Source organism: Rothia uropygialis (assembly GCF_004137765.1).
GTDB lineage: Bacteria > Actinomycetota > Actinomycetes > Actinomycetales > Micrococcaceae > Rothia.
In genome coordinates, this window is the sequence record NZ_NOIS01000002.1 from 445016 (window position 1) to 469715 (window position 24700).

Sequence of the window (24700 nt, forward strand, 5' to 3'; positions counted from 1 at the left end):
TTCCACGGAGCTATTTGGAGCGGTGGCCCATACCGTTGACCCTGCCGAGGCTTGCAAGAACCGCACGAAGTGCCTCGGCAACGCTCATGGAATCGGCCTCCGGTTCTGCTTCGGCGAACGAGTCAACGGCTCCAGTGGCGTCTTTCTCATGCCAGCCGAGACCGATCAAAGCGTCCAGAACTTGGGGCCTCCATGCCGGTCCTTGGGTCGAGACCCCCGGGGGTGTGTTCCCCGGATTCTCGTCCGTCTCGGCGTCAGGCAGAACGAGTTTGCCCGCCAGCTCCAGAACAATCCGTCTGGCCCCCTTGGGCCCGATCCCCGAAACTTTGCTGAAGGCCTTGTCGTCGCCGGATGCGACGGCGCGCGAGACCTCGACGGGCGTATACACGGACAACACCGCCAATGCGATTCGAGGCCCGATTCCGGAGACCGAAAGCATGGTCGTGAAAACCTCCCTTTCGCTGTCGTCCCGAAAACCAAAGAGCGTCAACGAGTCTTCCTTGACGATCAAGGAAGTCTCCACATGCGCACGCTCACCGAGACGCAAGGTCGCGAGGGTTCCAGGAGTCGCCTGAACCAGCATTCCGACACCTCCGACCTCAATCACGGCCTCGTGAAGGCCGACGTGGGTCACTGTGCCGGTCAGAGAAGAAATCATGCTTCCATCTTATTCGAACAAAGTTACGAAAAACATTCAGCGGCGAGTCTGTGGACGACGGACGCTCGCCCACGGGCCCGATTCCGGCCTCATCGACCGCGCCGTGACCGTTCTTCGGCCATCTTCCAGGCACGCTGCGCGGGGGTCATGGCACCGGTTGCGGCACCTGAAGGAATCGATCCCTGATGGGTCTGCACACCGGTACTCATGTTGATGCCGGTGCCGATGATCCCTGACCGCCAACCGTGACAGATGGCCAGGGCCAATGCGTCCGCGGCGTCGGCCGGTTTGGGGACTTCTTCGAGTTGCAGAATCCGGGTCACCATACGTCCGACGGATTTTTTGTCGGCCCGGCCACTGCCCGTGACCGCCGCTTTGACCTCTGACGGGGTGTGCCACGCGACCGGGATGCCTGCCGCTGCGGCCGTCGCGATCACCACTCCGGAGGCGTGGGCCGTCCCGATCACCGTGTTGACGGATTCCTGGGCGAATACCCGTTCGATCGCCATGACATCGGGCCGATACGTATCGATCCAGCCTTGCATCGCGCGTTGGATATGCAGTACTCGGGCGTCGAGAGAATCGGCCGCATGAGTGCCCGCGACCCCGGCATCGATGTAGTGGGCTTTCCGGTTCGCCGACATCTCGACGATGCCGAAACCGCATCTGGTCAGGCCAGGGTCCACGCCGAGAATACGCAGAGGACCGGCGGAGGACGTCGATTCGACGGCCCCCACCGGTCCCTTGTGCTCGTGCGCCATATCCTGGTTCCCGATTCGACTAGTCGTCGGCTTCGAGTTCTTCCATGACCTCGGCCGAGATATCCGCATTCGAGTAGACGTTCTGGACGTCGTCCAGGGCTTCCACCGCATCGGCGAGGCGCAAGAACTTACGAGCACCCTCCGCGTCCAGATCCACCGTCATGGTCGGGCGCCATTGAGGGTCATCGTTGTTGTAATCGAGTTCGGCATCCTCCAGCGCCTTGCGAATCTCGGGAAGGTCGGTGGCCTCCGAGATGACTTCGAAGAATTCGTCTTCTTCCTTGACCTCGTCGGCGCCCGCGTCGAGCACGGCCATGAGGACGTCGTCCTCGGTCAAGCCCTCGCTCTTGGCGACCTCCACGACGCCTTTGCGCTCGAACAGGAAAGACACCGAACCGGGGTCCGCCATGGTTCCGCCGTTGCGCGTCACGGCCACACGGACATCCGACGCTGCCCGGTTCTTGTTGTCGGTCAAGCACTCGATGTAGAGAGCGGATCCCTGCGGGCCGCGTGCTTCATAGAGAATCTCGGAGTATTCGACGACCTCGCCGGTGAGGCCCGCACCGCGCTTGACCGCGCGGTCGATGTTGTCATTGGGAACCGAGTTCTTCTTGGCCTTGGAAATGGCCAGGTCCAGAGCGGGGTTACCGGAAATATCCGCGCCACCCATGCGGGCGGCAACCTCAATCCCCTTGATGTACTTGGCGAAGGCTTTGGCGCGCTTGGCGTCGATCGCCGCCTTCTTGTGTTTGGTGGTGGCCCACTTGGAGTGACCCGACATAGATGTGCTCCTCGGAATGTAGACAATTTCGTTGCGCGGCCGGAGAGCTTCTCCCTCGAGTCGGCCCTGGCACGGTTTCCTACGGGCTCGCGCCGAAGGCGGAACCAGGGCATCAGGCCGCGAATAAACCTGGTCCTATTGTAACGGCGCGCGCAAACCTCACCCGCATGGACTTGCGGATCCCTAACGAGTGAGCTTGGGACGATGCCGCTTCAATGCTCAGCGAGGTCTGGATGCCGCGACCTCGCGCGCCCGGGTTGCCAAAGAATCGTCGATCTCAACGGGGTGGAAGGAACCGAATTTCGCCTCCGCCGCATGGCGGATCAAGTAGTCGGAGATCCTGGGATTCTTGGGAAGCAGAGACCCGTGCAGATAGCTGCCGATGACGTGATGGACTCGTGCGCCTTCGCCATCGTCGTCCAGGTTGTTCCCCTCCCCCTTGGTCACCGTCCCCAGACGCTCGACGTCATGGCCCAGGAACGTGAGTCCGGAGTGGTTCTCATAACCGACGACCGTGCCGAACTCTTCCGACTCGATCACGATGTTCCCGATCAAGCGCTCCTCCCCACCGACGGTGTGCGCGTCGAAGAGTCCAATTCCGTCCAGGACCTCGCCCCCGACGGTTCGGAACTCCTTGCCGAATAGCTGATAGAGACCGCAAATGACCAGCATCGGGGTCCCCGCCTCGGCCTTGGAGCGGAGTACTGGGGCGATGCGGTGAAGGTCGTCCTGGATCACGGTTTGGCCGGAATCCTGGCCTCCACCGCCGACGAGGATGTCGAAGTCCTCCGGGAAAACGTCCCCGGGGTTGTAATCGACGATCTCCGTGGCCAGGCCATGCTGGCGAGCTCGCCTGGTCAGCGACAGCACGTTGCCCCAGTCCCCGTAGATATTCATATCCCGCGGGTACAATTGAAGGATTTTCAGGCTCTCGGTCATCCGATATCAGCAACCTCGGTCGTCTTGGCCAGCTCGCGGCGCAGGGCGAGCATGGACGTGTAGGTACAGAAAACGCGCATCGGCTGCTCCCCCGAGCCGCGGACGAATTCGTCAAGCGCGCTCGAGAGGTCGGTATTGACCGCGCGCACGGGAACGTCGTCGTGCTCGAGGCGCAGCGCCATGTCATACGCCCTCGTTCCGGAGACGACGTCGACCCCGCCGGATTGCAGCGCCTCGAAGTCGACATCCCAAAGCCAGGACACGTCCCGACCATCGGCGTATTCGTCGTTGATCGTGATCATGGTCGCGTAATCGCCGCCGGTCGCGGAAGCCAGGGAAAGTCGGAACCCCGCTGGGTTCTTGACGAGCAGGAGCTGAAGCGTGCGGTCGCCGATACGAACCGACTCTCCACGCCCGAAGGCCGGAGTCACTTTGGACAGTTCGGACAGCAAAGCGCTCTCGTCGGCCTCGTCGCCCATGATCTCAAGGGTCAGTGCCAACGCGGCGGCAGCGTTGTAGATGTTGTAGATGCCGTAGAGGTTGATCTCCGTAGTGACTTCACGGTCGCCGATCAGCACATGTGTGCTGGTGCCCTCGAAGGAGGTGAGGGTCACCGACGCATCGGGAAGATTCTCGGCTTGTTGGGCGGGCCTGTTGTCCCGCATTTCGTCGTCGGACGGGAACCGGGATCGCAATGAGTGAGAAAGACCGTAGTAGGCCACGTCGGTACCCTCTCCGACATCCTGCGAAATACGGCGGATACGCGGGTCCTCACGGTTGAGTACCACGGTTCCGGTGGTTGCCTGGGCGACCTTGGTCAGCATCTTGCGGGTCGTGTCGATTTCGCCGAAACGATCCAATTGATCGCGCATCACGTTGAGGAGCAAGGCATACCTTGGCTGAATCAGCTTGACGAAGTGAACCGCATGGGCCTCGTCCAATTCGAGTACGGCAATATCCGCGTCCAGTGTGCCCTTCAGGTTCATTTCGCCCAGAAGAGCCGCCGCGACGCCGCGGACGAAGTTCGACCCCGTGCGGTTCGTGAAGACCTTGAGGCCTTGGGACTCGAGGAGCTGGACGGCCATTTTGGTGGTCGTGGTCTTGCCGTTGGTGCCTGACACGACCACAACGCCGCGCGGCAGCTTGGACAGTTCACGAGCGACGAATCCGGGATCGAACTTCTCCATGACCAGCCCGGGGAAAGCGGAACCTCCCCCTCGGAGCTTGGATGCGTACCGAATGCCTTGGCCGATCAGGCGGGTGGCGGGTCTGAAGATGACAGGTCTTGGCATGGAATCAATCCTAACCCGTGCCTTTCCGCAATATTTGCCATGATGGAGTGATGAATTCGACGCATGCGACGGCGCCTCAACGTTTTCCCGATTCACGTTTCATCTGGCGCGATCTTTCGTGGCCGGAACGACTACCCGCGGTCAGAGTCGAGCCGTTCGTCGACAATTCACCGAGCGGCGAGGTCATCACCGTGCCGTTGCCTCCCGGCAGCGTCTTCAATATCCGTTTGCTCGCAAACGACGAGGAATCCGCCGGTCTCTGGTGCAGCGGATTCGCACACGGTGAGTTCGACGCTGACGCACGGCCGTTTTTCCGGACGGTCCCCTGCCCACAGGGGAACCGCATCACGAAGGGACAGCAGTGCCGGCTGTGCATGCACTTGGACAAATTTCGACCCATTCACCGCGCCCACCGAGGAGCTGAACTGTCGAAGGTTGCACGTGCCTACACCGCCCGGCCTCATTGGTTGTACGTCGCGACGTTTCCTGACGGCACATCAAAAGTCGGCACCGCGCACGAAAGGTCCAAGGTCACACGCCTCGATCAACAAGCGGTCGCCCGGGCCAGCTACGTCGCACTCGCCGACGACGGCCTGGAGGTCCGACGACTCGAAGACGCCGTGACGCAGACCGTTCAGCTCACTCAGCTCAAGAGAGTCCAGGCAAAGTACAAGGCATGGCTGAACCCTGAGGACCCGGAGGAGCTGACAAGAATTCACGACCAGATCGCGGCCACGGTCCGCGATGAGCTGTCTGCATGGGACGATTCGGGCTATCGGGTAGTAACGGAGCAATGGACGCCGGGCGGCGCGATGCTGCGAGCTTACGAGCAACTGGGCACAGCGCGCTCCCGGCCGCTCCAGGGCTACGAAGCGTGGTCTTCCGGACCTCGGAGTTTCCGAATAGTATCCGGTTCCGGCCCGTTTCTTTCCGGTTGCACCGAAAGCGATCCCGACACGGCCGGATGGTTGCTCAATACGGCCGCATTGAAAAACAGGACGTGCGCCCTCTTCCTCGGCGACGACGGGCCGGTGAGTGTTCAGGAGTCTCTGTTCTAGGAAACCGCCGTGATGGAATCCCACGATTCGCAATCCTCGTGAGCAGTGGGTGTCATGCCCCTTCTCGTCATGTCCGAGGTGTCTATGGTGGAAAACATGAGTATCGATGAGTCAGCTTCCACCCATCCCATGCCTGCGCTTCCTATCCGCACGATCACGGCCTATACCGGTTCCGCGACCGGTAACGACGCCGTGTACACCGAGGCGGTTCGCCGGCTGGCCGTTGCATTCGCACAGCGAGGCATCGGCGTCGTCTACGGCGGGGGCAAAGTCGGGCTCATGGGGATTCTCGCGGACTCCGCCCTCCATTCCGGGGGCACAGTTCACGGGGTTATGCCTCAATCTTTAGTCGAAGGTGAGATTGCGCACCCGGGGCTGACGACCCTCGACGTCGTGGGAGACATGCACCAACGGAAGAACAGGATGGCCGAGCTGGGTGACGCTTTTGTGGCCTTGCCCGGCGGAGCCGGAACGCTCGAGGAACTCTTCGAGACATGGACCTGGCAGCACCTTGGGCTGCACTCGAAACCCGTTGCGCTCTACAACGTCAATGGCTTTTGGAATCCCCTGATCGAGCTTCTAGACCACATGGTCGAAGAAGGGTTTCTGCGAGAGAATCTGCGACACTCGCTCATTGTCGAATCTGAACCTGAGCTACTACTTGAAGCCCTGAGCACCTGGCAACCCCTCAAACCCAAATGGGCAAGCTAGCAATCAATTCTTGGGGTCGTTGGGGTTGATCAGGTCTTTCGGCCATGCGTCCGCGACGATACGACGAATCTGGTCCAGAGTCTGGGTGACGGTTTTGGTTCCGGCGACGATCGGCAAGAAATTGGTGTCACCGTTCCACCGAGGAACCACATGCTGGTGGAGATGAGCCGCGATTCCGGCCCCACCGACTTTGCCTTGATTCATGCCCATGTTGAAACCGGCGGCGTTGGAGGTTTCGCGGAGAACCCTCATGGCTGCCTGCACGCAGGCTGACATTTCTGCGGTCTCAGCCGAATCGATTTCGTCGAATTGAGCCACGTGACGGTACGGGCAGACCAACAAATGCCCCGGATTGTAAGGATAAAGGTTCAGGACCACGTAGACATGTTCTCCCCTGTAGACGATCAGCGATTCCTCATCGCTGCGTTCCGGGGCGACACAGAACGGACACGAAATCTCCGTGTAGTCCTTCTGGCCTCCACTGACGTAGGCCCGACGGTGCGGGGTCCACATGCGCTGGAACGCATCGGGCACCCCAGGCAACACGAAATCGTCGGTTGAGTAGTCAGGTTCCTCCGTCATGTTTCCAGCTTAGGTCGTTCGCACGCCCCAGTGCGGTTCCTTACGTATTGAGCCTTCATGACATCGACGCATTTATTCAGGTGAGCACGGGTATAGGTTGGAAATCATGCGATCCCTCTCCGAGACCGAGATCAGAAACAGCTTCATCAATTGCAGCCAGGGTGAGGCTCAACGGCTCCACCTTCCCGCAGGCCTTTCCCACATCGAGTGGGAATCACAGGCATTTCTCGGATGGATCGATGCCAAGAGCCCGCACCGCGGTTACGTGGTCGCGGAGACCGACGATGGGCCCAAAGGCATAGTTCTGCAGAGGACGCCACAGCGCGGCCGACCCATGGCCCAGATGTGCCAGTTCTGCATGACGCTGCATGGCGGCAGCGGCGTGTCGATGTATTCCGCTCAACGTCCCGCGACGAGGAAGGAACACTATTCCTCCTTGGGCACGTACTTGTGCTCCGATTTGGGGTGCTCAGAGTACGCCGTGAACAAAAAGCGGCCCGTCGGCATCCGGCAGATGGAAGAGACCATGACCGTCGAGGACCGCAAGGATCGCACCGCCAACAACGTGGAGCGTTTCATCAACCGTCTCAAAACCCGATCCAGGCCGTGACGCTCGACGCCGGATCTCTTGATGCCTAGAGCCTGCCGTCACAGAATTCCTCGAGACGCAGAGACCCTCGCTGGATCGTGAACATTCTCGCCCGATATTTTGCCGCGAGACGCACCAGAAACCTCAGGTTGGCCCTCTCGACGGCGTCTGGCCGAGCGGAGGTGCCCGAAACTACGAGGCATGAGGGAAGCACTCCACGGCGGTCCAAATGTTCCATGGCCAGTTGGGTGTGATTCTGGGTCCCCAGGCCGGGTCGGCAGACGAGAGCAAGGCGCACCTTTGGCTTCCCTGCGGCTGCGCTTTCGGTGCGCCGACGCAGGGTATCGACGACGTCGACCGCCGTCTCGCCTTCAGACGTCAAGGCCACCGTGACTCCCCCGGAGCCTTCGATCACAAGTGTTGTCGAAGCGCTCAGGCGCGAGTTCCAGCGCGCCAGGTGGGATTCCAACGAGGGCAACTCGACATCGGTCGAGTCGGACCAGTCCAGCGCGTCGCGAGGCGCCATCGCGGGGCCGAGCCTTGTCCCCTCCGAGCCGGTCAGCCCTTTCGGATGCCCCATCATCTCGAGGCACTCCTCGACGTCACCGGGTTCCCCTGGCTTCAGACCCGTCTGGACAGGTTTGTCGATGTGAACTCGTCCCGCTTCTCTCAGGTTTTCTCCCGCGAGTACCGCCGTGGTCCACGTTTTGCCGACCTCTGTATCGGTCCCCGTAACCACCCAGATCGAGGTTTGCGGAAGGGAGCCCGTGGCGCAAGGATCAGAAGGGGTGATCACGGATTCTCCGCAATGACGTGTTGTGGGGATTGGAAAGACAGAAGCGTCAGCCACGATGGTGCGACACCGCTCGGACGCAGGCCGGGCAGGCTGCGGGCCAACTCGTGGATCACGAGCGAGGACTCCTGTTCGGCGAGTGCCGCACCGAGGCAACGGTGGATTCCGTGCCCGAAGGCCAGCCGGTGGTCCGGCAGTGCGTCGCCTGAAAGACGGAGGAGCAGGTGATCGCCGGGTTCCGTGTGCAGTCCCGGACGATCGGTCGGGACCGCCGATTGCCGCCGCCAGGTGGGAACCGACGAACTCCTGCGCAGGGTCTCGCGGATGAGTTCGTCTGCCACTCCCGGTCCGGATTCAGGGTTCCCGAGTTCCGTCCAAAGACAGCGATCACCGAGTGCCCGGTGGAGGGCCGTGCTGATCAGCATTCTGGTGGTTTCCTGCCCGGCAATGACCAGGAAGTATCCAAGGGAAACAACACGTTCGACGCTGATTCCGGCATCGAGCAGGCTCGCGAAGAGGTTTTCGCCGCCGCGCGATTCTTGGACAGCGCTCCTGAGCCAGGCGTAGAGCTCCGCCGCCGAGCGAGCCAACCGTATCTGGCGGGACCGCTCGGGCCATCCCCAGAACAATTCGAGGGAGTCCGCACTCCACTGTTGCAATTCGGTGGATTCGGGGGCGGGCATCCCGGAGAGCATCTGCAGGCTTCGGGCGGGGACGGCGAAGGAAATAGTGCGGGAAAGGTCCACCGGCCCCGAGCCGAGGTCGGCTTCCAGTTCTTTGATGCTGTCTCGGCAGATTCGACGGATGTCGGGAAGTCTGCGTCTGACCGTGGCCGCCGAGAAGTACGGGGTCGTCACCCTTCGCACCCTTCGATGCAATTCGCCTGTCGCGGAGGCGAGGACGGGAGGCAATTGGAATCCGACCTTGGCCAGGATCCGTCGAGGGGCCGGATCCAAAGGGACGTTGGTCGTCAACGCGTTGTCCGGGAGGAATGACCGGGGATCGCCCATAATATCTCGCACCACGTTCGGATCCTCGACCAGGATCTGCCGGTGACGGTGTTCGGGTGGACGAGCGTCGCGTGCGGCAAAGGGACAACCGTCCGTGATGCCCCAAGCCCGTTCGACCGAGGAAGCGACGTGTTCGAGCGCGATGACTAGCCTGTCCGGCCGATGGTCGGCATGAACGGACAACCTGATACGGGAGATGTTGTCGGGAACGCTCGGGGGCCGAAAGACTCCCACTCGGATTCCGGCTTCCTCCAGTTCCCGGGCCACGGCGAGTGCGGATGCCGCGGAAGGCATGCGGAGGGACAGGATGGGCCCGTCTCCGCCGTCCAGCACGCGTTCGACGGCGGAGCGTCGTCCGAGCACCGTCCGGGCGAGGCAACGCCGCTCCTCGAGCCTGCCCGCTAGATTCTGTTCGGCGACGACGGAGCAGGCCTCGAGGGCGGCCGCGGCCACAAGCGGCGACAAGCCGGTATCGAAGACAAAGGTACGGGCGGTGTTGACCATGTGGTCGCGCCACAGGGTGGCTCGGGTCACCGAGCCTCCGAAGAGGATCACTCCGCCTTGCCCCGCGAGCGCTTTGGAGAGGGACGCCGTGACGATAATCGGTGCCGCCGTGTTCCGCTCCTCGGCCCATAGCCCATGTCTTCCGGTGAGGGTTCCTCCCGGAACGGTGGCGAAGCTATGGGCCTCGTCGACGACCAGAAGAGCCCGGTGGGCCGCGCAGAGTCCCGCGAGCGCGTCCAGGTCGGTCGCGTCCCCCAGAACGGAATACACCGACTCCACGACGACGGCGATGCGACCGCCCGGTTGTGCTTGCCGTGCGTTCTCGAGAGCATGCGCCAGTTCGGCCAGGTTTTGGTGAGGGAAGAATTCGTGGCGGGACGTCGCCGCTCGCGCTGCGTCGCGCAGGCTCGCGTGCACGTGCTCGTCCATCAGCAGTGTGGTTCCCGGAGCGTCCAGGGCGCCGATGATGCCAAGGTTGGCCAGGTAACCCGACGAGAAGACGAGCGCGTCCGTCGCTCCCGCCAGTCGCGAGAGGGCGGATTCGAGTTTCCGGTGTGCCGGGTGCGTGCCGGCGACGACGCGGGAGGATCCCGCGCCAACGGGCGCGGGGTCCTGACGAGCCAGCAAGCTGCGTGAGCCTAAACCCAGATAGTCATTGGTCCGGAAATCCATCACCGTCGCCTTCGCGTTTGCCGATGGGGGCGCGTCGGCCGTTCGGCCCAAGTTGCGGCGGGTCCGGACGCGTTGCCGATTCTCGGCCCATTCGCTCCAGTCGGCACTCATCCGTGGACCTCGTCAATCGCTTCGATGAGTCCGTGGCAGATCTGCCTCGTCTGGGCGTCGGTGGTGATGTAGGGCGGCATCACGTAGACCAGCCGACGGAACGGTCTGATCCAGACTCCACGTCGCACCGCGGCCCGGGTCACGGCTCGTACATCCACGTCACGGTTCAGCTCGATGACGCCTACGGCACCCAGGACTCTCACGTCCGCGACCGAGTTCAGCTTCCTGGCCGGAGCCAGGCCGTCGGCGAGTAGTCGTTCCAGACGAGGCACTTGCCGCGCCCAGCCGGACTCCTCGTCTGTCAGCAGTTCCAGGGACGCCAAGGACACCGTGCAGAATAGTGGGTTGCCCATGAAGGTCGGACCGTGCAACAACGCGGCCGGCATTCCGTTTCTGCCTCCGGAGACTTCTTTCGCGACCCGTATGGTCGTGAGGGTGGCTGCCCCTGTCAGGGTCCCGCCGGTCAGGGCCTTGCCCAAGCACATGATGTCGGGCTCGATTCCGGCCCACTCGGATGCCGTCCATCGACCGGTTCTGCCGAATCCGGTAGCGATCTCGTCAAGGACGAGCAGGCAGTCATGAGCATCGCAGGCGTGACGAGCAACGGCGAGGGCTCGTGGATCGTACACGTACATGCCTCCGGCCCCTTGGAGCACGGGTTCGAGGATGACGCCGCCGATGCGATCCCGGTGATCGGCCAGGATTGACTCGAATTCCTCGGCCCACGTGTTCAGGGCTTGGTCATCCCAGTTCCATGAGCCGTCGGCTACGTCGTAGTGGCCTCCGGGCGGCCGCGGGGCGAAGATATGTTGCGTCGCCAGTGGGCTGAAAGCGTGGTGCATCCCGTCGACCGGATCGCACAGGCTCATTGTGGCGAAGGTGTCCCCATGGTATCCGCCGCGAACCGTCAGCATTCGGTTCTTGTCCGGTCGTCCCGTAGCGGCTTGGTACTGGATCACCATTTTGAGGGCGATCTCCACGGCTATCGATCCGGAGTCCGAGAAGAACACGTGTTGCAGATCGGAGGGCGAATTCGCGACAAGGCACTCGGCCAGTCGGACGGCCGGTTCGTGGGTGAGGCCCCCGAACATCACGTGAGGCATGATTTCGGATTGTCGCCGCAGAGCGTCGATCAGCTTCGGGTGCGCGTGCCCGTGGACCATCGCCCACCACGATCCCATTGCGTCGATCGCCGTGTGCTCTTGCCCTTGGGGGTCTTCCAGCCGCAGCAGTGCGCCGTCGGCGGAACGGGCCGCATAGAGCTGCTCTTCTTCGACGGGCGCGTACGGATGCCACACATGGCGGGCATCCCGGGGGAGCAACCCCTGGGACTCAACCACGATCTCGGCCTTCCATGGACAGATCGGCCCCTCTGACGTCCTCTGTCCGATAGATGACTTTCGGGCACGATGGGCGGTGTTCCGGTTGTCGCATGGAAGTACCGTAACCAGTTTTTGAACGCTGTTCAAATTGGGTAAAACTGCCTACCGGTGTGGCACGGAGAGTTGCGAACGCGAAGAGGGCCGGGCAGGTACCCATAACGGGTACCTACCCGACCCTCCTGGGCCGGCTGTGCCGAGTCAGTACGTCGGTCTAGGCATCGCTGGTCTCGGCGTCGGACGTGGGATCGGTGTTGACCCGATTCTGCACGTGCTCGACGATGCGAGCGACGGCGTCGTCGACGGGAACCCCGTTGTCCTGCGAACCGTCGCGGAATCGGAAGGACACCGCGTTGTTCTCGGCATCCTCACCACCTGCGATGAGGACGAATGGAGCCTTCTCCTTGGAAGCATTACGAATCTTCTTGGGGAAGCGGTCCGTCCCGTAGTCGACCTCGACGCGAATGCCTTGAGTCTGGAGCTTCTGGGCGATCTCGGCCATGTAATCGTTGAACGCTTCGGCGACCGGAATACCGATGACCTGAACCGGGGAGAGCCACGCTGGGAATGCCCCCGCATAATGCTCGGTCAGCACACCCATGAATCGCTCGATCGAACCGAATTTCGCCGAGTGGATCATGACCGGCTCTTGACGGCTGCCGTCCGCTGCCTGGTATTCGAGGCCGAATCGGGCCGGTTGATTGAAGTCGTACTGCACCGTGGACATCTGCCACGTGCGGCCGATCGCGTCCTTGGCCTGAACGGAGATCTTGGGCCCGTAGAATGCAGCTCCGCCCGGGTCCGGAACGAGTTCCAAACCGGTCTCGCGAGCGACGCCCTCCAAAACGGCCGTGGCTTCTTCCCACTGTTCGTCCGTGCCGATGAACTTGTCCTTTTTCTCTCCTTCGGTCTCCCGGGTGGAGAGTTCGAGGTAGAAATCGGTCAGACCGAAGTCGGTCAGCAGCGACAACATGAAGTTCAGCAAGTGGCGGACTTCCCCGGGCGCCTGTTCCTTGGTCACGTAGCTGTGGGAATCGTCCTGAGTGATCATGCGCACGCGGGTCAGTCCCTGAAGAACTCCCGACTTCTCGTCGCGATACACGGTGCCGAATTCGAAGAAACGCAACGGCAATTCACGGTAGGAACGTCCGCGCGCTCGGAAGATCTCATTGTGCATCGGACAGTTCATCGCCTTGAGGCGGTAATTGCCGTTGTCCAGCTCCATCGCCGGGAACATTCCCTCGGTGTAGTAAGGCAGGTGGCCCGACGTGTAGAACAGGTCTTCTTTGGCGATGTGCGGGGTCCCCACGTATTGGAAACCTTCCGCGATGTGCCGGTCGCGGACGTAATTCTCCATCTCGCGCTTAATCACGCCGCCCTTGGGGTGGAATACGGGCAGGCCGGGACCGATGGTCTTGGGGAAAGAGAACAAATCCAGTTCTTCGCCCAGCCGGCGATGATCCCGGCGCTCGGCCTCGGCAATGCGCTCCTTATAGGCCGTGAGCTCTTCCTTGGTGGGCCATGCGGTGCCGTAGATGCGCTGGAGCATGGGGTTCTTTTCCGAGCCGCGCCAGTATGCGCCGCCCGAACGGGTCAGTGCGTAGCCGTTGGCGATCAGTTTGGTGTTGGGCAGGTGCGGACCGCGGCACAGATCCTTCCAGACGACCTCGCCCTTGCGATCCACGTTGTCGTAAATGGTGATCTCGCCCTCGCCCACCTCAACCGAGGCGCCCTCGGCGGCATCCGATCCCGAACCGGGCCCCTGGGAAAGACCCAACAGTTCGAGCTTGTAGGGCTCGTCCTTCATCTCCTCGAGGGCTTCCTCGTGGGTAACCGAACGACGCCGGAACGTCTGACCCGATTTGACGATCTTCATCATCGTTTTCTCGACCTTTTTCAGGTCCTCGGGCGTGAACGGTTCCTCGACGTCGAAATCGAAGTAGAAGCCGTCCGTGATGTAGGGTCCGATGCCGAGCTTGGCATCGGGACGCATGCTCTGTACCGCCTGCGCCATGACGTGGGCAGCCGAATGGCGCAGTACCTCGAGGCCCTCCGGCTGGTCAATCGTCACGGGGATGACGAAGTCTCCCTCGGTCAGCGGCGTGCTCAGATCCTTCAGGACGTCATTGATGCGGGCGACGACGACCTTCGGGTCTTCTGCGAACAGATCGGCAGCGGTGGTGCCCGTTGTCACCTGCTGGGATTCGCCGTGGACGGTGATATGCAGGTTTTCGGCCGTGTTCTCGGCCATGGACACTCACTCCTCGAGTTGTTGGACGCACGCCGATACCTGGGGCGTGCCATGCGGGGATGTTCTCTCCGTCGGGAAGGAACGTGGTGATTCTACCTCGAACTCGGAAGCCTGCCAGGTCGGATGCTCGTTTCCTGTGGATACCTTCTCGCCTCGGGAGGCTGAACCGATTGTTTCTTTTCTTGCCTCAGGAGAATGTGAGAGCTCCCGGAATGATCGTGACTCCGTCATGGTTGTGCACAGTATGTCTGACCATTTCGCTCACGACCCTTTAGGGTTTTATCTGGACAAGGCTGACCCTGGGGCGTGGAAGGCAATAGGCGCCCTGAGCGCAGCGAGCGCCGAATCGGCCCGCACGGCGGGCTTGGATCGTCAGCTCGTCGAGTTGATTTCAGTTCGGGTATCCCAGATCAATGGGTGTGCCTATTGCCTGAATCTTCATTCCCAGCGCGCAAAGAAAGCGGGGGTGAGCGAGCAGCGCCTGTCGCTCCTGCCTGCGTGGCAGGATACGGAGGCGTATACGGATCAGGAGAAGGCGGCTCTGTATCTGGCGGAAACCGTCACGTTGCTTCCCGAGGGCGAAGATCGGGATTTCGCCCAGTTACTGAGTGCTGGATCTCTCACGGACGCGCAGTATAGTGCGGTTCAGTGGTTGGCCATCACCATGAATGCGACCAATCGGATTTCCATCATGTCACATCATCCCGTCCCCCGAGTCAAAGAGTGATCCCAGGATGAGCAATCTCGAAAAAGACCCTCAAGAGGTCGTTTGTGCGACCGATCCCTCTCAGGGAAAGTTTTCTGCCGGTTTGCGCAATGGCGTGACTCGCGAGCAGTGCGAAGACGGCGTCGTGGAAATCCTTGAACCTCGTGAGGTTCCTTTGGGCGGGCCGCGGGCGATGACAGTGCATCGTTCGCTCCCGCAGCGTGCCCGCTCGTTGATCGGTGCATGGTGCTTCGTGGATTCATATGGTCCGGACGACGTCGCCCGGACCGGAGGCATGAAGGTCGCGCGTCATCCCCATACAGGCTTGGCCACGGTTTCGTGGCTGTTCGAAGGCAGAATCGATCATCTGGATTCGGCGGGCAATGGGGCAACCGTTCGACCGGGTGAAGTGAACCTCATGAATGCGGGGCGCGGGATCACGCATTCCGAGTTCTCCCCGGCGGGAACGACGACGTTGCACGGGCTCCAACTCTGGTACGCGTTACCGAGTGCGGCACGTTTTTCCGACCCTGGTTTGGAATCTCACCGACCTGAGACTGTGCACGGACAGGGATATGAAGCCAAAGTATTCCTGGGTTCCCTGTTCGGCCAGACGTCGCCGGTCCCGACGTTTATCCCGTTGACGGGCGCCGAAATACGGCTCGAACCCCACACCGAACTCGAGGTGGAGCTCCCGGAAGATCATGAGCACGGGTTGGTGCACGTGAGCGGGTCTTTGAGACTCAATGGGGTCACGGTGCCGCAGGAGGCCATCGGTTTTGTGCCGACCGGTCACAAATCGGTGCGCATCAGCGTGGGCTCGGAGCCGGGGATCGCTCTTCTTCTGGGCGGGGAGCCCCTCAACGAGCAAATTCTCATGTGGTGGAACTTCGTGGGACGCAGCCATGAAGAGATTTCCCAATGGCGCGAGCGCTACATGCAGGAAATGGGATTCGCGGATCCCGGTGAAGCCCGGCCCTCGGAAAGCCCCGAGAATCCGGATGGAACGGATACACCTCAGTTCGGTCGTTTTCCGCCGAATACGCCTGCTCCTCTGCCTGCCCCAGAGCTACCGCGCACCCGTTTGAAACTCAGAGGCTGAGACTGGTCAGCCCGGGAATCCGAAGAGAAGAAGGAGTATGTCATGCCAGTACCTACTGTGGACGATCCTCAGGTGATCGTCGGACACCAGGAGGGACGTCCGGCGTTCGAGATTCACACGAACGGTTCCGGTGAAGCCTCTGGTTTCACGCAATTCGTGGACTTCGAGGGTGGGGAGGAGAAAACCCGGATCTTCCCGCACACTTTTGTCAGCGAAGAGTTCAATGGCAAGGGGCTTGCCTCCGCTCTGGTCCGCCGTGCCCTGGACTCGAGTATCAAGGAGGGCTTCACGATCGTTCCGGTGTGCCCCTACGTCAAGTCGTGGATTCACAAGCATCCGGAGTACGAAGAGTTCTCGACATCGGTCACGCCGGAGCATCTCAAGGCCTTGGGCTAGTTTTCGGTTCGGCGTCCGGTGACGAGGACGGGATGACTCATGCCCCGAAGTTCACAGAGTGGGGAGGAAAAGGCAGTGGTATTTTTCCTTCCACCACTGTGGTGAGGTCCCATGCTTGCTCCGCGGTCAAGGAAATCCCCCGAGGTCCTGTGCGGCGGGTGATCCCCCGGATCAGCATCATGGGTGTACCGAACAGGTCCGGCCCTGAGAGCCTCTGGGCTTCGTCGAAGAATGCGGCATCCACGCAGCCGGTGCCGTCGTCGAGGGATATGAAGACCACTCGTTTCCCGTTCTTCATCGGCGGTGTCATGGTTGAGACTCGCACGCCCACGACCCATACTTCGGATTTGTTGCGCAGCCGGATCAGGTCCGCGGCCCGAGTCAACGGCCACGACCTGAGCCTCTCCCGATAGCCGGCCATCAGGTGCGCAGAAACGTCCAAGGTCAGCAGGTCCAGTTCGGTGCGCACCGTTGAGGTCACGTCGCTCGTGTCCCGGTCCGCATACGGCGTTTCGACGCGAGCGCCGAGTGGTAACGCCAGTTGGATCGGAACGGCGCTTTCCCCGTCCGGGTGCGAGCCGCGATCGAGGGCGGGATATTCTCTGCTTTGGTGCCGTACGCCGTGAAAGACGTCGGCATCGAGGGCACCCACCGCTGCGAGTCGGTCCAGGGTCGGTTTGTGAGGGCGGGCGCGTGCGATGAGATCCGCTACGGAGGTGTAAGGGGCTCGGGCGATGATCCTGTCGATCTCGGCTCGGCTGATTCCCGAAAGCTGAGTGAGGGGAAGTCTGATCCCCCACCGTCCGGAACGCCCTATATGTTCCACTCGGTAACTCCGTCCGGACCTGTTGATGTCCAGCGGCAGGAGTGTGATCCCCATGCGTCTGGCTTCGGCGAGGATCAGTCTCTGGGGGTACATTCCGGGGTCGTGTTCGAGGAGCCCCGTCATGAAATGCGCCGGGTAGTGAGTTTTGAGCCACGCGGATTGGTACGTGGGAATCGCGAATGCGGCCCCGTGGGCTTTGCAGAATCCGAAGGATCCGAATGCGGCGAGCGCTTTCCATGTTTTCTCGATGACATCCTGGGAGTAACCGTTTCTCCTGGCGTGGAGCCGGAAATATTCTTCGACTTCACCTTCGCGAGGGCCGCCGAGTTGACGACGGAACTCGTCCGAGGAGGCAAGATTGCATCCTGTCATGGCGCTGAAGACGTTGAGGATCTGTTCGTGGAAGACCATCACCCCGGCGGTTTCTTTAAGGTAGGGAATGAGGTCTTCCTCAATGTAATGGGGGGTTGTGAATCCGTGGCGGGATTCCAGATATGGCCGAACCATGTCAGATTGCATGGGGCCTGGACGGAAGAGCGAGATGTCGATGATGAGGTCGCCGACGCTCGCGGGCTGCATCTTGCCGATGAGCTCGCGCTGGCCTGGAGATTCGATCTGAAAACAGCCAAGGGTCCGAGTCGAGCGGATGAGGTCGAAGGTTGCTCGGTCTTGGGTGTCGATGGCTTCGAGATTGGGTTTGTGCCCTTCGGTGCGCTCGATTTCCTGGAGCGTGTACGCCATGGAAGATTGCATGCGCACGCCGAGAATATCGAGTTTGAGGAGGCCCATGGGGTCCATGTCGTGCTTGTCGAATTGGCTCATGGGCAGGCCCATGCCTGAGGGTTGCACGGGGGTTCGACGCAGGAGCGACGCGTTGGACAGGATGACCCCGCACGGGTGCATGGAGAGGTGACGAGGGAGGCGGTCGAGTCTTTCGGTGAGGTCGATGAGGAGATTGACCGCTGGATCCTCCTGGGCTTCTCGGCGTAGCTCATCAAGTTCGGGTTTGACTTCGAGGAGTTCGCGCAGTTCTCCGGCGGGAACGCGCCAGATGGTTTTGGCGATGCGATCTGTTTGTGCCGGGGGAAGTCCGATCGCTCGAGCGGCATCGCGGACTGCACCGCGAGCCCGATAACCGTTGTGCATGGACATGAGGCTGACCCTGTGGTCGCCGTAGTGTTCGAAGACGGCACGGTAGATTTCGTGGCGGCGGGCGGATTCGACGTCGATGTCGATGTCCGGCAGGGTCGAACGCTTGTCGGAGAGGAAGCGTTCGAAGACGAGACCGTATTCGAGTGGATCGACCACGGAAACGTTCAGAAGATAGTTGACCAGGGAGGATACGCCGGATCCACGGGCGGCGTGACGGATTCCCAGGGAATCGATGAGGGTGGAGACGTGACCGACGGTCAGGAAATAAGAACAGAATCCGAGGTTTCGGATCGTCTCCAATTCGCGGTCGAGGCGTTGCCTCGGGGTTTCCCCGTCGCTCCGGGCCAGACCGGGGCCATGGACTGTCTGGTCCGCTTCCGGACCATAAACGCGTTCGAGGGCCGCTTCGCATCGGGCTTTTAACTCGGCGGCGGGGGCTTGCGTCACTCCTGTCAGATGCGCCTCAGGGACGGTGGGGGTCCCGTAGCCCATGTCCATGGCCGGGTCGATGGCGCAGTGGTGGGCCAGCTCCGCGGTGAGGGCCGACAGTTCCGAGGCGGTGGTGCCGGCGTCGGCCGCGCGGGCGATCTCTGCGGCTATTGCGCCCATGTCCTGCGGGGGCTTGAGCCACCCTTGCCCATTGGCTTGTTGGCTTCCCTCCCCGAGCCCCGTGAGCCCGCGGGCGGCATCGAGGACATCCGCGGTGACGGCTTGGTCCTCGGTGGCGTACCGGACCGCGTTGCTGACGACGGCACCTACCCCGGATTCCGCGGCGATGCCCAACATGCGCGCGGCGTGCGAAATACTTCGGTGTTCTCCCGGGCGAGTCAGGTGGTTCACGAGGTTCACTCGAACCCGGGACCCGCCGACCAGTCTCACCCAGTCGCCCAGGCTGACCCTCGCCCAACGGTATTTGCGGGCCGCGACCAAACGCCCGTAGTCGGATTCCGGTCCGAGAAGAACCACAAAGTGTCCCTCGTCCAGTGCGACGGCGCGGCCAAGGTCTGCAGCGGTGATACGGGGCCTGTCCCCCAGTGTGCCGCGTCCGGTATGGTCCCGACTCCGGTGAGCCCGAGTGATGAGCCGGCAAAGATCCCCGTACCCTGCCCCGGCATCGTGCCCTTCGGACAAGAGCACTACGCGTCCGATGATTTTCCGGTCCGAGGGGTCTGCGAGCGCGAGATCCACGCCCAAGACGGGTGTGACGCCGTGGTCCATACAGGCACGAACGTGCTTGACGGCCCCGTAGAGACCGTCCCGATCGGTCAGTCCGAGGTGAGTTGCACCGTGTCCCACGGCTGCAGCGACGAGCTCCGCGGGTGCGGAGACGCCATAGTGCGCGCTGTATGCGCTGTAGGTGATCAAGTGCGGGAACTTCACGCCTCAATCGAACATATATTCGAATATTAAGTCAAAACAGGACGCGCGGGTCAATGAGCACAACGGGCCACCGCGCGGAAGGCTGGAGTCCCTTCCGGTTGTGGCCGGTTTCGAGCTCATACTCCCTACATAAAGCGAGCATCGCCATGCAAATATCCGCCGCTCTGGTTTCCGGCGTCGACCAGAACTTCGAAATCACCAACCTGGAGCTTGACGCACCCCACGCTCACGGAAGAACACCGCCAGGAACCGGAAAAACATCCGAATTAACCCGCCGTGAAGGCTTGACGAAAACCACGCCCCTCTCAGGCGCTGCGTCAGAACACCTCCGACCGGTTTGGTAAAGCCCTATCCAAAGGCCATACGAGTCATTATGATGACTTGTATTGAAGTACGTCGATGGAGAGGCTTCATGATGGTCGCGGCAAAGAAGTATCAGCGAGTGCAACAGGCCATTCGCCGCGACTACGGCCAACTCCGCGCCGGCACTTCACTCCCTTCCGAAGCCGAGCTGTGCCGACAATACGAGGTCAGCCGAGTGACCATCCGTCGGGCGATAGAGGAACTCGTCGATGAATGCCTCCTGACCAGGCAACACGGCCGCGGAACCTTCGTGAGCGCGCAAGGTACTTCACCAACTCACCCGCCCGAGATAGTCGATTCCCAGGGCTTTTATGCGCAAATGACGGGCCAGGGCATCAAAGTCACGTCCAAGGTCCTCTTCCAAGGAATCACCACCTCACTGAGTGGCCTGGCCAATTCCTTGGGCCTCTCACCCCAAGAGCCCCTCCTTCGCCTAGATCGCGTTCGCTCGGTCGAAGGCCGCATCGACCATCTGACACGCAGCTGGATGAGCGCTCGGAAATACCGCGGAATCCTCGACCATAACTTCGCCCGAGAATCCTTGCAGGCTGTCCTTTCCGAGGAATTCGGTTTTACCCCACGTTGGGGAAGGGCCAATGCCCAGCTCACCGACGTGACCCGGGAGGAAGCCGAGCACCTTGGCATTCAGGCAGCCGATACCCGATTGCGCACCTTCATCACTTTCTACGCCGACAATGAGACGCCCGAGGTCTGCACCGAAACGATCTACGCCGACAAGCAGGCTTCTCCCCAGTTCCTGTTCATTAGCAGGTCTTAACCCGGAAGGAATTATCTGATGCTCAAGGAAGAACTCACCCTCGATCGGGTCCTCGTCGACGACGTCGTCTCGTGGCAGGATGCGATTCGCAGGGCGGGCCAGCCTCTCCTCGAGGCAGGGGCCATTCGCGAATCGTACATTGATCAGATCATCGCGAACGTTCAGGAACCGGGCGGGACCTACATGGACCTCGGTTTTGGCATAACCCTCGCCCACGCCAGGCCCGAAGCAGGTGCCCTCAAGACCGCGTTCTCGGTGCTGACTCTCCGTGAGCCCGTGAACCTCAATGACGACGAGGCACACCCCGTCCGCACGGTCGTCTTCCTCGTCGCGGCCGACGATTCCGCGCATCAGGAAGCCCTCCGTGATCTCGCGACGATCCTGCGGGACGAGGACAGGCGTGACGGCCTGACGCACGCTAGCGATCCACACGAAATGTTAAATCTCCTGACGGCCAACTAAACGGCCAACCCACCTACGAAAGGACATCACGATGAAATTCATGGCAATGTGCAGCTCCGGTTTGGGCAGCTCTTTCATGGTCGAAATGAACATCCAGGCGGCACTCGACAAGATCGGGGCCAAAGACGTCGAGGTCGATCACGCAGACCTCGGCTCGGCAGGTCCGACGGACGCCGATGTCTTCTTCGTTGGAAAGGACCTCGAAAACTCGGTTTCAGGCTTCGACGACGTCGTCATCCTGGATTCGATCATTGATCAGGACGAACTCGACCGAAAGGTCAAGGAAACGTGCCTTCGACTTGGCATACCGCTAAGCGACTAGGCGTGAAAGGGATTCCATTATGAACAGCACGCTCCATGTACTCGTCCAAATCTTCTCTGAACCGTCCATCCTTGTCGCGCTGATCGCGTTGGTCGGGCTCCTTCTGCAACGCAAACCTGGTGCAGACATCATGAAGGGCACGGTCAAGACCTTCGTCGGCTTCCTGGTCCTCTCGGCTGGCGCGGCCGTCGTCGTCGCTGCTCTCGATCCCTTTGGGGACATGTTCTCCGAAGTCTTCGGGGTTCAAGGCATCGTCCCCAATAACGAGGCGATCGTCGGTCCGGTGCTGCAGGAATACGGCACCGCCGCCGCGTTGATCTTTTTCTTCGGTATGGTCGTCAACGTCATTCTGGCTCGGATAACGCGGTTCAAGTACATCTACCTGTCCGGGCACGTGGCCCTGTACCAGTCGGCCATGATCGCGGTGATCCTGATCGTCGCGGGCTTCAGCACCTGGGAGGCCATCCTGTGGGGTTCGATTGCAGAGGCCATCATCACCACCGTTTCGCCCGCGATCGTCCAACCCTTTATGCGGCAAGTCACCGGCAAAGACACCGTGGCGCTGGGCCACACCGGTGGCTTCGGCATCGCGCTCTCAGGCCTCGTTGCGCGACTCACCAAAGGTGACCCGGAGAATTCGACCGAGAAGCTAAAGGTACCCAAGTCCTTGGGCTTCGTGCGCGATTCGACCGTCGTCGTGGCCCTGTCGATGGGCATCATCTTCATCGTTGTGGCGCTGTTTGCCGGGCCCGGCTACGTGCAAGACAACATCTCGGACGGACAGAACTACATCCTCTGGGCGGTCATGTCGGCCGGTCAGTTCGCCGCCGGCGTGTTCATTATCCTGGCCGGCGTCCGCGTGATCCTGGCCGAGATCGTCCCGGCTTTCAAGGGGATCTCGGAGAAATTGGTGCCGGATGCCAAGCCCGCTCTGGACGTCCCCATCACCTTCACGTTCGCGCCGAACGCGGTCATGGTGGGATTCCTGTCTTCGCTGGTAGCAGGCCTGATCGGAATGGGGGTGTTGGGCATGCTCGGGACCGCCGTGATCATCCCCGGTATCGTCGCGCACTTCATGACCGGTGGCGCCTCGGGCGTTATCGGTAACGCCGTCGGCGGACGCCGCGGTGCGGTTCTGGGTGCCTTTGCCAACGGCATTCTGATCACGCTGGTTCCTTTACTGCTCCTACCGTTACTCGGCGACATCGGTAACGCGAACGCGACCTTCGGCGATTCGGATTACGGCGTCATTGGCCTCTACCTTGGCTGGCTCGGCATCGGCGGCAAGGCATTCATCATCGTAGGCATCCTGGTCGCTCTGCTCGCGCTATTCGGGGCGAGCTTCGGCATCGGGCGCTCCGCAAAGAAGCGGGAAGCACGCGGGCGCGCAGCGGAAGGCAGTGCAACCTCAGATTCCTCCGAAACTCGTTCCTCCAACGCCGCGGACGCATCCGATTCCGCTTCCTAGCAGCGGCTTCCGGAAAGCACACTAGGCTCGAACGAACGACGCCGCCCTCTCCACTGTTGGACTGGGGGGCGTCGTTTTCTCGTGTTTTAGCCGCACCACTACGTTCCGGACACGCGGGGCCGGTTGCAGGCAGAGGTGGCCACGAACCGGCAAGAACTTCTGCACTCGTGCCAGTCGATGAACTCCTCTTTCCTCGGGCATGACCCCGCAGTCAACGTTTAACTGCACCTGCAAGCGGAACTGGGCTTCCTCGACGAAAACGACGACTCCCCCGACGGCCGCAACGGAACCCGTCAACCACCCAAGAGCTCCTCGTAGGACTCAACCGCGGGTCAGTGGGCACCCCGTGATGCGGAAGCAACACCTGGGCCCCACCAGGCCTTGTTCTTGAAGTGCTCCACGGTTTCCGGCTCGGGTACGCACTCATTGGTGATTTCCCCGATGCCTTCCACTCGAACTGTGACCTCGTGACCAGCCTTGAGCCAGAATCGGTGGGGCTTCTTGGACATGCCCACACCCGCGGGGGTACCGCAAGCGATAATGTCCCCGGGCTCCAGAGTCATGAAGGTGCTGAGATACGAGACGATCTGGGCCGGAGTGAAAATCATGTTGGCGGTGGTGCCGGATTGCATGACCTCCCCGTCCACGAGGCATTCAATCTTGAGCCCCTCAACCGGATCAACTTGGTCCCTGGAGACGATATGCGGCCCGAAGGGCGTGCTGTAGTCCCAATTCTTCCCCTGGAACCATTCGCTCGTTCGGCCCTGCCAGTCGCGGACGGAGACATCATTGAGCAGCGTGTATCCGGCGATGGCCCCGAGCGCGTCTTCTTCGTTGACACGTCGCACAGACCGACCGACAACCACACAGAGCTCGGCCTCGTAATCGATTTTGGTTGACTCCGGAGGCATCGCAATGGGGTCATCCGGTCCCACGAGCGAATTCGAGAATTTGGTGAATACGGTGGGATATTGGGGCAATTCCGCCCCGACTTCTTCGGCGTGATCATGGTAGTTCAGACCGACGCAGAGAATCTTCCCGGGTTGCATGGGCAGCACATCGGTCATCGAACGCACATGAGGCAATTCGCCCTGGCCGAGATTCGAATAGAACTTCTCCCGGGCCTCGTCTGAGCCTTCTCTGAACAGGCTGCTGTCCACCACGCTGGCGGGACCGACATCCCGCAGATAATAGCGCTTGCCCGCGACCTCCACCCAGGTATACAACCCGGTCTGCTGATCGAACAGGCTCTCGACGTACGCGCGCCCCAATTTCATCGCTCAACCACCTCACGTGACAGAAAACTCCGTTTCAGGCTACAGGTTCTCTACCACGTTCCATCCACCCGTGACGCGATTTCTTTCCAGTTGCAGGGTCCTCAGCTCGTCATCCTTCACGGCGCCCCGACGACGCCGAGCCCCAACCGGGAGGTCCACCGTCACCTGGACCTGCCACATCTCTCGATCCACCAGGTACGGACACAAATCTTTCGGGGCGCGATCAACCTCGGTCCACCACGCCCGCCGCTCGTACCACCGGACTGGGTTGGCCGCGACCCTGTAGCGATGACCGTCGATCTCCACGCGCAGGGGCTGCCCGGCCGCCGTCGTCATAACCTGAGTGTTGAGCACAACGCCTCCTAGCTTTTATTCGA

At 61.4% G+C, this 24700-nt stretch carries 23 protein-coding genes; 10 read left to right on the top strand and 13 right to left on the bottom strand.

Features of this window, described 5'->3' with window-relative positions:
- Positions 1-10: 10 nt before the first annotated feature.
- From ruvA to EWV35_RS05605, 5 genes are all read right to left on the bottom strand, one after another.
- On the bottom strand, positions 11-658 hold the full coding sequence (gene ruvA / locus EWV35_RS05585; protein ID WP_129658909.1) for a Holliday junction branch migration protein RuvA: 648 nt from the start codon (positions 656-658) through the stop codon (positions 11-13).
- 89 nt (positions 659-747) lie between these two features.
- Complete coding sequence (gene ruvC / locus EWV35_RS05590; RefSeq protein ID WP_129658911.1) at positions 748-1419, bottom strand: crossover junction endodeoxyribonuclease RuvC; 672 nt, start codon at positions 1417-1419, stop codon at positions 748-750.
- Positions 1420-1438: 19 nt separating this feature from the next.
- On the bottom strand, positions 1439-2200 hold the full coding sequence (locus EWV35_RS05595) for a YebC/PmpR family DNA-binding transcriptional regulator (protein WP_129658913.1): 762 nt from the start codon (positions 2198-2200) through the stop codon (positions 1439-1441).
- Between the two features lie 219 nt (positions 2201-2419).
- Entirely contained in the window at positions 2420-3139 is a 720-nt protein-coding gene (locus EWV35_RS05600) for a type 1 glutamine amidotransferase (protein WP_129658915.1), read from the bottom strand.
- Positions 3136-4431: a MurT ligase domain-containing protein gene (locus EWV35_RS05605; RefSeq protein ID WP_394342435.1), complete on the bottom strand. Its 1296-nt coding sequence runs from the start codon at positions 4429-4431 to the stop codon at positions 3136-3138. The genes EWV35_RS05600 and EWV35_RS05605 overlap by 4 nt, the downstream gene beginning before the upstream one ends.
- A gap of 50 nt (positions 4432-4481) precedes the next feature.
- Here EWV35_RS05605 and EWV35_RS05610 point away from each other — a divergent pair, with 50 nt between their 5' ends.
- Both EWV35_RS05610 and EWV35_RS05615 read left to right on the top strand, forming a co-directional pair.
- A complete protein-coding gene (locus EWV35_RS05610; RefSeq protein WP_129658918.1) occupies positions 4482-5489 on the top strand; it encodes a hypothetical protein in 1008 nt (335 codons plus the stop codon).
- A 96-nt stretch (positions 5490-5585) separates the two neighbouring features.
- Positions 5586-6200 (top strand): LOG family protein, encoded by a 615-nt coding sequence (locus EWV35_RS05615; protein WP_238654182.1) that lies wholly within the window; start codon positions 5586-5588, stop codon positions 6198-6200.
- 3 nt (positions 6201-6203) lie between these two features.
- Here the strand turns inward: EWV35_RS05615 and EWV35_RS05620 are convergent, their stop codons facing one another.
- Positions 6204-6782: an HIT family protein gene (locus EWV35_RS05620; protein ID WP_129658922.1), complete on the bottom strand. Its 579-nt coding sequence runs from the start codon at positions 6780-6782 to the stop codon at positions 6204-6206.
- 106 nt (positions 6783-6888) lie between these two features.
- On the opposite strand from EWV35_RS05620, the gene EWV35_RS05625 reads away from it, so the two are divergent.
- Positions 6889-7392 carry an FBP domain-containing protein gene (locus EWV35_RS05625; protein ID WP_129658924.1) on the top strand — a complete coding sequence of 168 codons (504 nt, stop codon included), beginning with the start codon at positions 6889-6891 and terminating at the stop codon, positions 7390-7392.
- 25 nt (positions 7393-7417) lie between these two features.
- Here EWV35_RS05625 and bioD read toward each other — a convergent pair whose 3' ends face one another.
- The 4 genes from bioD to thrS all read right to left on the bottom strand — a co-directional run bounded on the left by bioD (position 7418) and on the right by thrS (position 14091).
- Complete coding sequence (gene bioD / locus EWV35_RS05630) at positions 7418-8167, bottom strand: ATP-dependent dethiobiotin synthetase BioD (protein WP_165168369.1); 750 nt, start codon at positions 8165-8167, stop codon at positions 7418-7420.
- Positions 8164-10461, bottom strand: coding sequence for an aminotransferase class I/II-fold pyridoxal phosphate-dependent enzyme (locus EWV35_RS05635; protein ID WP_129658928.1), 2298 nt, complete (start codon positions 10459-10461; stop codon positions 8164-8166). Before EWV35_RS05635 ends, bioD begins: the two co-directional genes overlap by 4 nt.
- A complete protein-coding gene (gene bioA, locus EWV35_RS05640) occupies positions 10458-11801 on the bottom strand; it encodes an adenosylmethionine--8-amino-7-oxononanoate transaminase (RefSeq protein WP_129658930.1) in 1344 nt (447 codons plus the stop codon). The genes EWV35_RS05635 and bioA overlap by 4 nt, the downstream gene beginning before the upstream one ends.
- Positions 11802-12054: 253 nt before the next feature.
- Complete coding sequence (gene thrS / locus EWV35_RS05645; RefSeq protein ID WP_394342436.1) at positions 12055-14091, bottom strand: threonine--tRNA ligase; 2037 nt, start codon at positions 14089-14091, stop codon at positions 12055-12057.
- Between the two features lie 244 nt (positions 14092-14335).
- Between thrS and EWV35_RS05650 the strand changes: the two genes are divergently transcribed.
- The 3 genes from EWV35_RS05650 to EWV35_RS05660 are packed head-to-tail and all read left to right on the top strand — an operon-like array spanning position 14336 to position 16295.
- On the top strand, positions 14336-14818 hold the full coding sequence (locus tag EWV35_RS05650; RefSeq protein ID WP_129658935.1) for a carboxymuconolactone decarboxylase family protein: 483 nt from the start codon (positions 14336-14338) through the stop codon (positions 14816-14818).
- A 7-nt stretch (positions 14819-14825) separates the two neighbouring features.
- Entirely contained in the window at positions 14826-15899 is a 1074-nt protein-coding gene (locus EWV35_RS05655) for a pirin family protein (RefSeq protein WP_129658937.1), read from the top strand.
- A gap of 42 nt (positions 15900-15941) precedes the next feature.
- Positions 15942-16295 carry a GNAT family N-acetyltransferase gene (locus tag EWV35_RS05660; protein ID WP_129658939.1) on the top strand — a complete coding sequence of 118 codons (354 nt, stop codon included), beginning with the start codon at positions 15942-15944 and terminating at the stop codon, positions 16293-16295.
- A gap of 37 nt (positions 16296-16332) precedes the next feature.
- On the opposite strand, the gene EWV35_RS05665 is transcribed toward EWV35_RS05660, so the two are convergent.
- Positions 16333-19653 (bottom strand): DNA polymerase III subunit alpha, encoded by a 3321-nt coding sequence (locus EWV35_RS05665; RefSeq protein ID WP_129658942.1) that lies wholly within the window; start codon positions 19651-19653, stop codon positions 16333-16335.
- 412 nt (positions 19654-20065) lie between these two features.
- On the opposite strand from EWV35_RS05665, the gene EWV35_RS05670 reads away from it, so the two are divergent.
- Genes EWV35_RS05670 through EWV35_RS05685 form a run of 4 tightly spaced genes read left to right on the top strand, consistent with a single transcriptional unit; the run spans position 20066 to position 23046 of the window.
- Positions 20066-20794, top strand: coding sequence for a GntR family transcriptional regulator (locus EWV35_RS05670; protein WP_165168371.1), 729 nt, complete (start codon positions 20066-20068; stop codon positions 20792-20794).
- A gap of 18 nt (positions 20795-20812) precedes the next feature.
- Positions 20813-21256, top strand: a complete 444-nt coding sequence (locus EWV35_RS05675; protein WP_129658946.1) for a PTS sugar transporter subunit IIA — start codon at positions 20813-20815, stop codon at positions 21254-21256.
- A gap of 31 nt (positions 21257-21287) precedes the next feature.
- Complete coding sequence (locus EWV35_RS05680; RefSeq protein ID WP_129658948.1) at positions 21288-21578, top strand: PTS sugar transporter subunit IIB; 291 nt, start codon at positions 21288-21290, stop codon at positions 21576-21578.
- 19 nt (positions 21579-21597) lie between these two features.
- On the top strand, positions 21598-23046 hold the full coding sequence (locus tag EWV35_RS05685) for a PTS ascorbate transporter subunit IIC (protein ID WP_129658951.1): 1449 nt from the start codon (positions 21598-21600) through the stop codon (positions 23044-23046).
- A 332-nt stretch (positions 23047-23378) separates the two neighbouring features.
- Here EWV35_RS05685 and EWV35_RS05690 read toward each other — a convergent pair whose 3' ends face one another.
- A complete protein-coding gene (locus EWV35_RS05690) occupies positions 23379-24323 on the bottom strand; it encodes a fumarylacetoacetate hydrolase family protein (protein WP_129658953.1) in 945 nt (314 codons plus the stop codon).
- Between the two features lie 39 nt (positions 24324-24362).
- On the bottom strand, positions 24363-24677 hold the full coding sequence (locus EWV35_RS05695; protein WP_238654184.1) for a hypothetical protein: 315 nt from the start codon (positions 24675-24677) through the stop codon (positions 24363-24365).
- Between the last annotated feature and the right edge of the window lie 23 nt (positions 24678-24700).

Bases quoted from the DNA above. Each gene is read 5' to 3' on its own strand.
- EWV35_RS05625 (WP_129658924.1), top strand. From the start codon at position 6,889: ATGCGATCCCTCTCCGAGACCGAGATCAGAAACAGCTTCATCAATTGC.
- EWV35_RS05635 (WP_129658928.1), bottom strand. From the start codon at position 10,461: ATGAGTGCCGACTGGAGCGAATGGGCCGAGAATCGGCAACGCGTCCGG.
- EWV35_RS05650 (WP_129658935.1), top strand. From the start codon at position 14,336: ATGTCTGACCATTTCGCTCACGACCCTTTAGGGTTTTATCTGGACAAG.
- EWV35_RS05600 (WP_129658915.1), bottom strand. From the start codon at position 3,139: ATGACCGAGAGCCTGAAAATCCTTCAATTGTACCCGCGGGATATGAAT.
- thrS (WP_394342436.1), bottom strand. From the start codon at position 14,091: ATGGCCGAGAACACGGCCGAAAACCTGCATATCACCGTCCACGGCGAA.
- EWV35_RS05655 (WP_129658937.1), top strand. From the start codon at position 14,826: ATGAGCAATCTCGAAAAAGACCCTCAAGAGGTCGTTTGTGCGACCGAT.
- EWV35_RS05690 (WP_129658953.1), bottom strand. From the start codon at position 24,323: ATGAAATTGGGGCGCGCGTACGTCGAGAGCCTGTTCGATCAGCAGACC.
- EWV35_RS05615 (WP_238654182.1), top strand. From the start codon at position 5,586: ATGAGTATCGATGAGTCAGCTTCCACCCATCCCATGCCTGCGCTTCCT.
- ruvC (WP_129658911.1), bottom strand. From the start codon at position 1,419: ATGGCGCACGAGCACAAGGGACCGGTGGGGGCCGTCGAATCGACGTCC.
- EWV35_RS05620 (WP_129658922.1), bottom strand. From the start codon at position 6,782: ATGACGGAGGAACCTGACTACTCAACCGACGATTTCGTGTTGCCTGGG.
- EWV35_RS05610 (WP_129658918.1), top strand. From the start codon at position 4,482: ATGAATTCGACGCATGCGACGGCGCCTCAACGTTTTCCCGATTCACGT.
- EWV35_RS05605 (WP_394342435.1), bottom strand. From the start codon at position 4,431: ATGCCAAGACCTGTCATCTTCAGACCCGCCACCCGCCTGATCGGCCAA.
- EWV35_RS05685 (WP_129658951.1), top strand. From the start codon at position 21,598: ATGAACAGCACGCTCCATGTACTCGTCCAAATCTTCTCTGAACCGTCC.
- EWV35_RS05680 (WP_129658948.1), top strand. From the start codon at position 21,288: ATGAAATTCATGGCAATGTGCAGCTCCGGTTTGGGCAGCTCTTTCATG.
- EWV35_RS05675 (WP_129658946.1), top strand. From the start codon at position 20,813: ATGCTCAAGGAAGAACTCACCCTCGATCGGGTCCTCGTCGACGACGTC.
- EWV35_RS05595 (WP_129658913.1), bottom strand. From the start codon at position 2,200: ATGTCGGGTCACTCCAAGTGGGCCACCACCAAACACAAGAAGGCGGCG.
- EWV35_RS05660 (WP_129658939.1), top strand. From the start codon at position 15,942: ATGCCAGTACCTACTGTGGACGATCCTCAGGTGATCGTCGGACACCAG.
- EWV35_RS05670 (WP_165168371.1), top strand. From the start codon at position 20,066: ATGATGGTCGCGGCAAAGAAGTATCAGCGAGTGCAACAGGCCATTCGC.
- ruvA (WP_129658909.1), bottom strand. From the start codon at position 658: ATGATTTCTTCTCTGACCGGCACAGTGACCCACGTCGGCCTTCACGAG.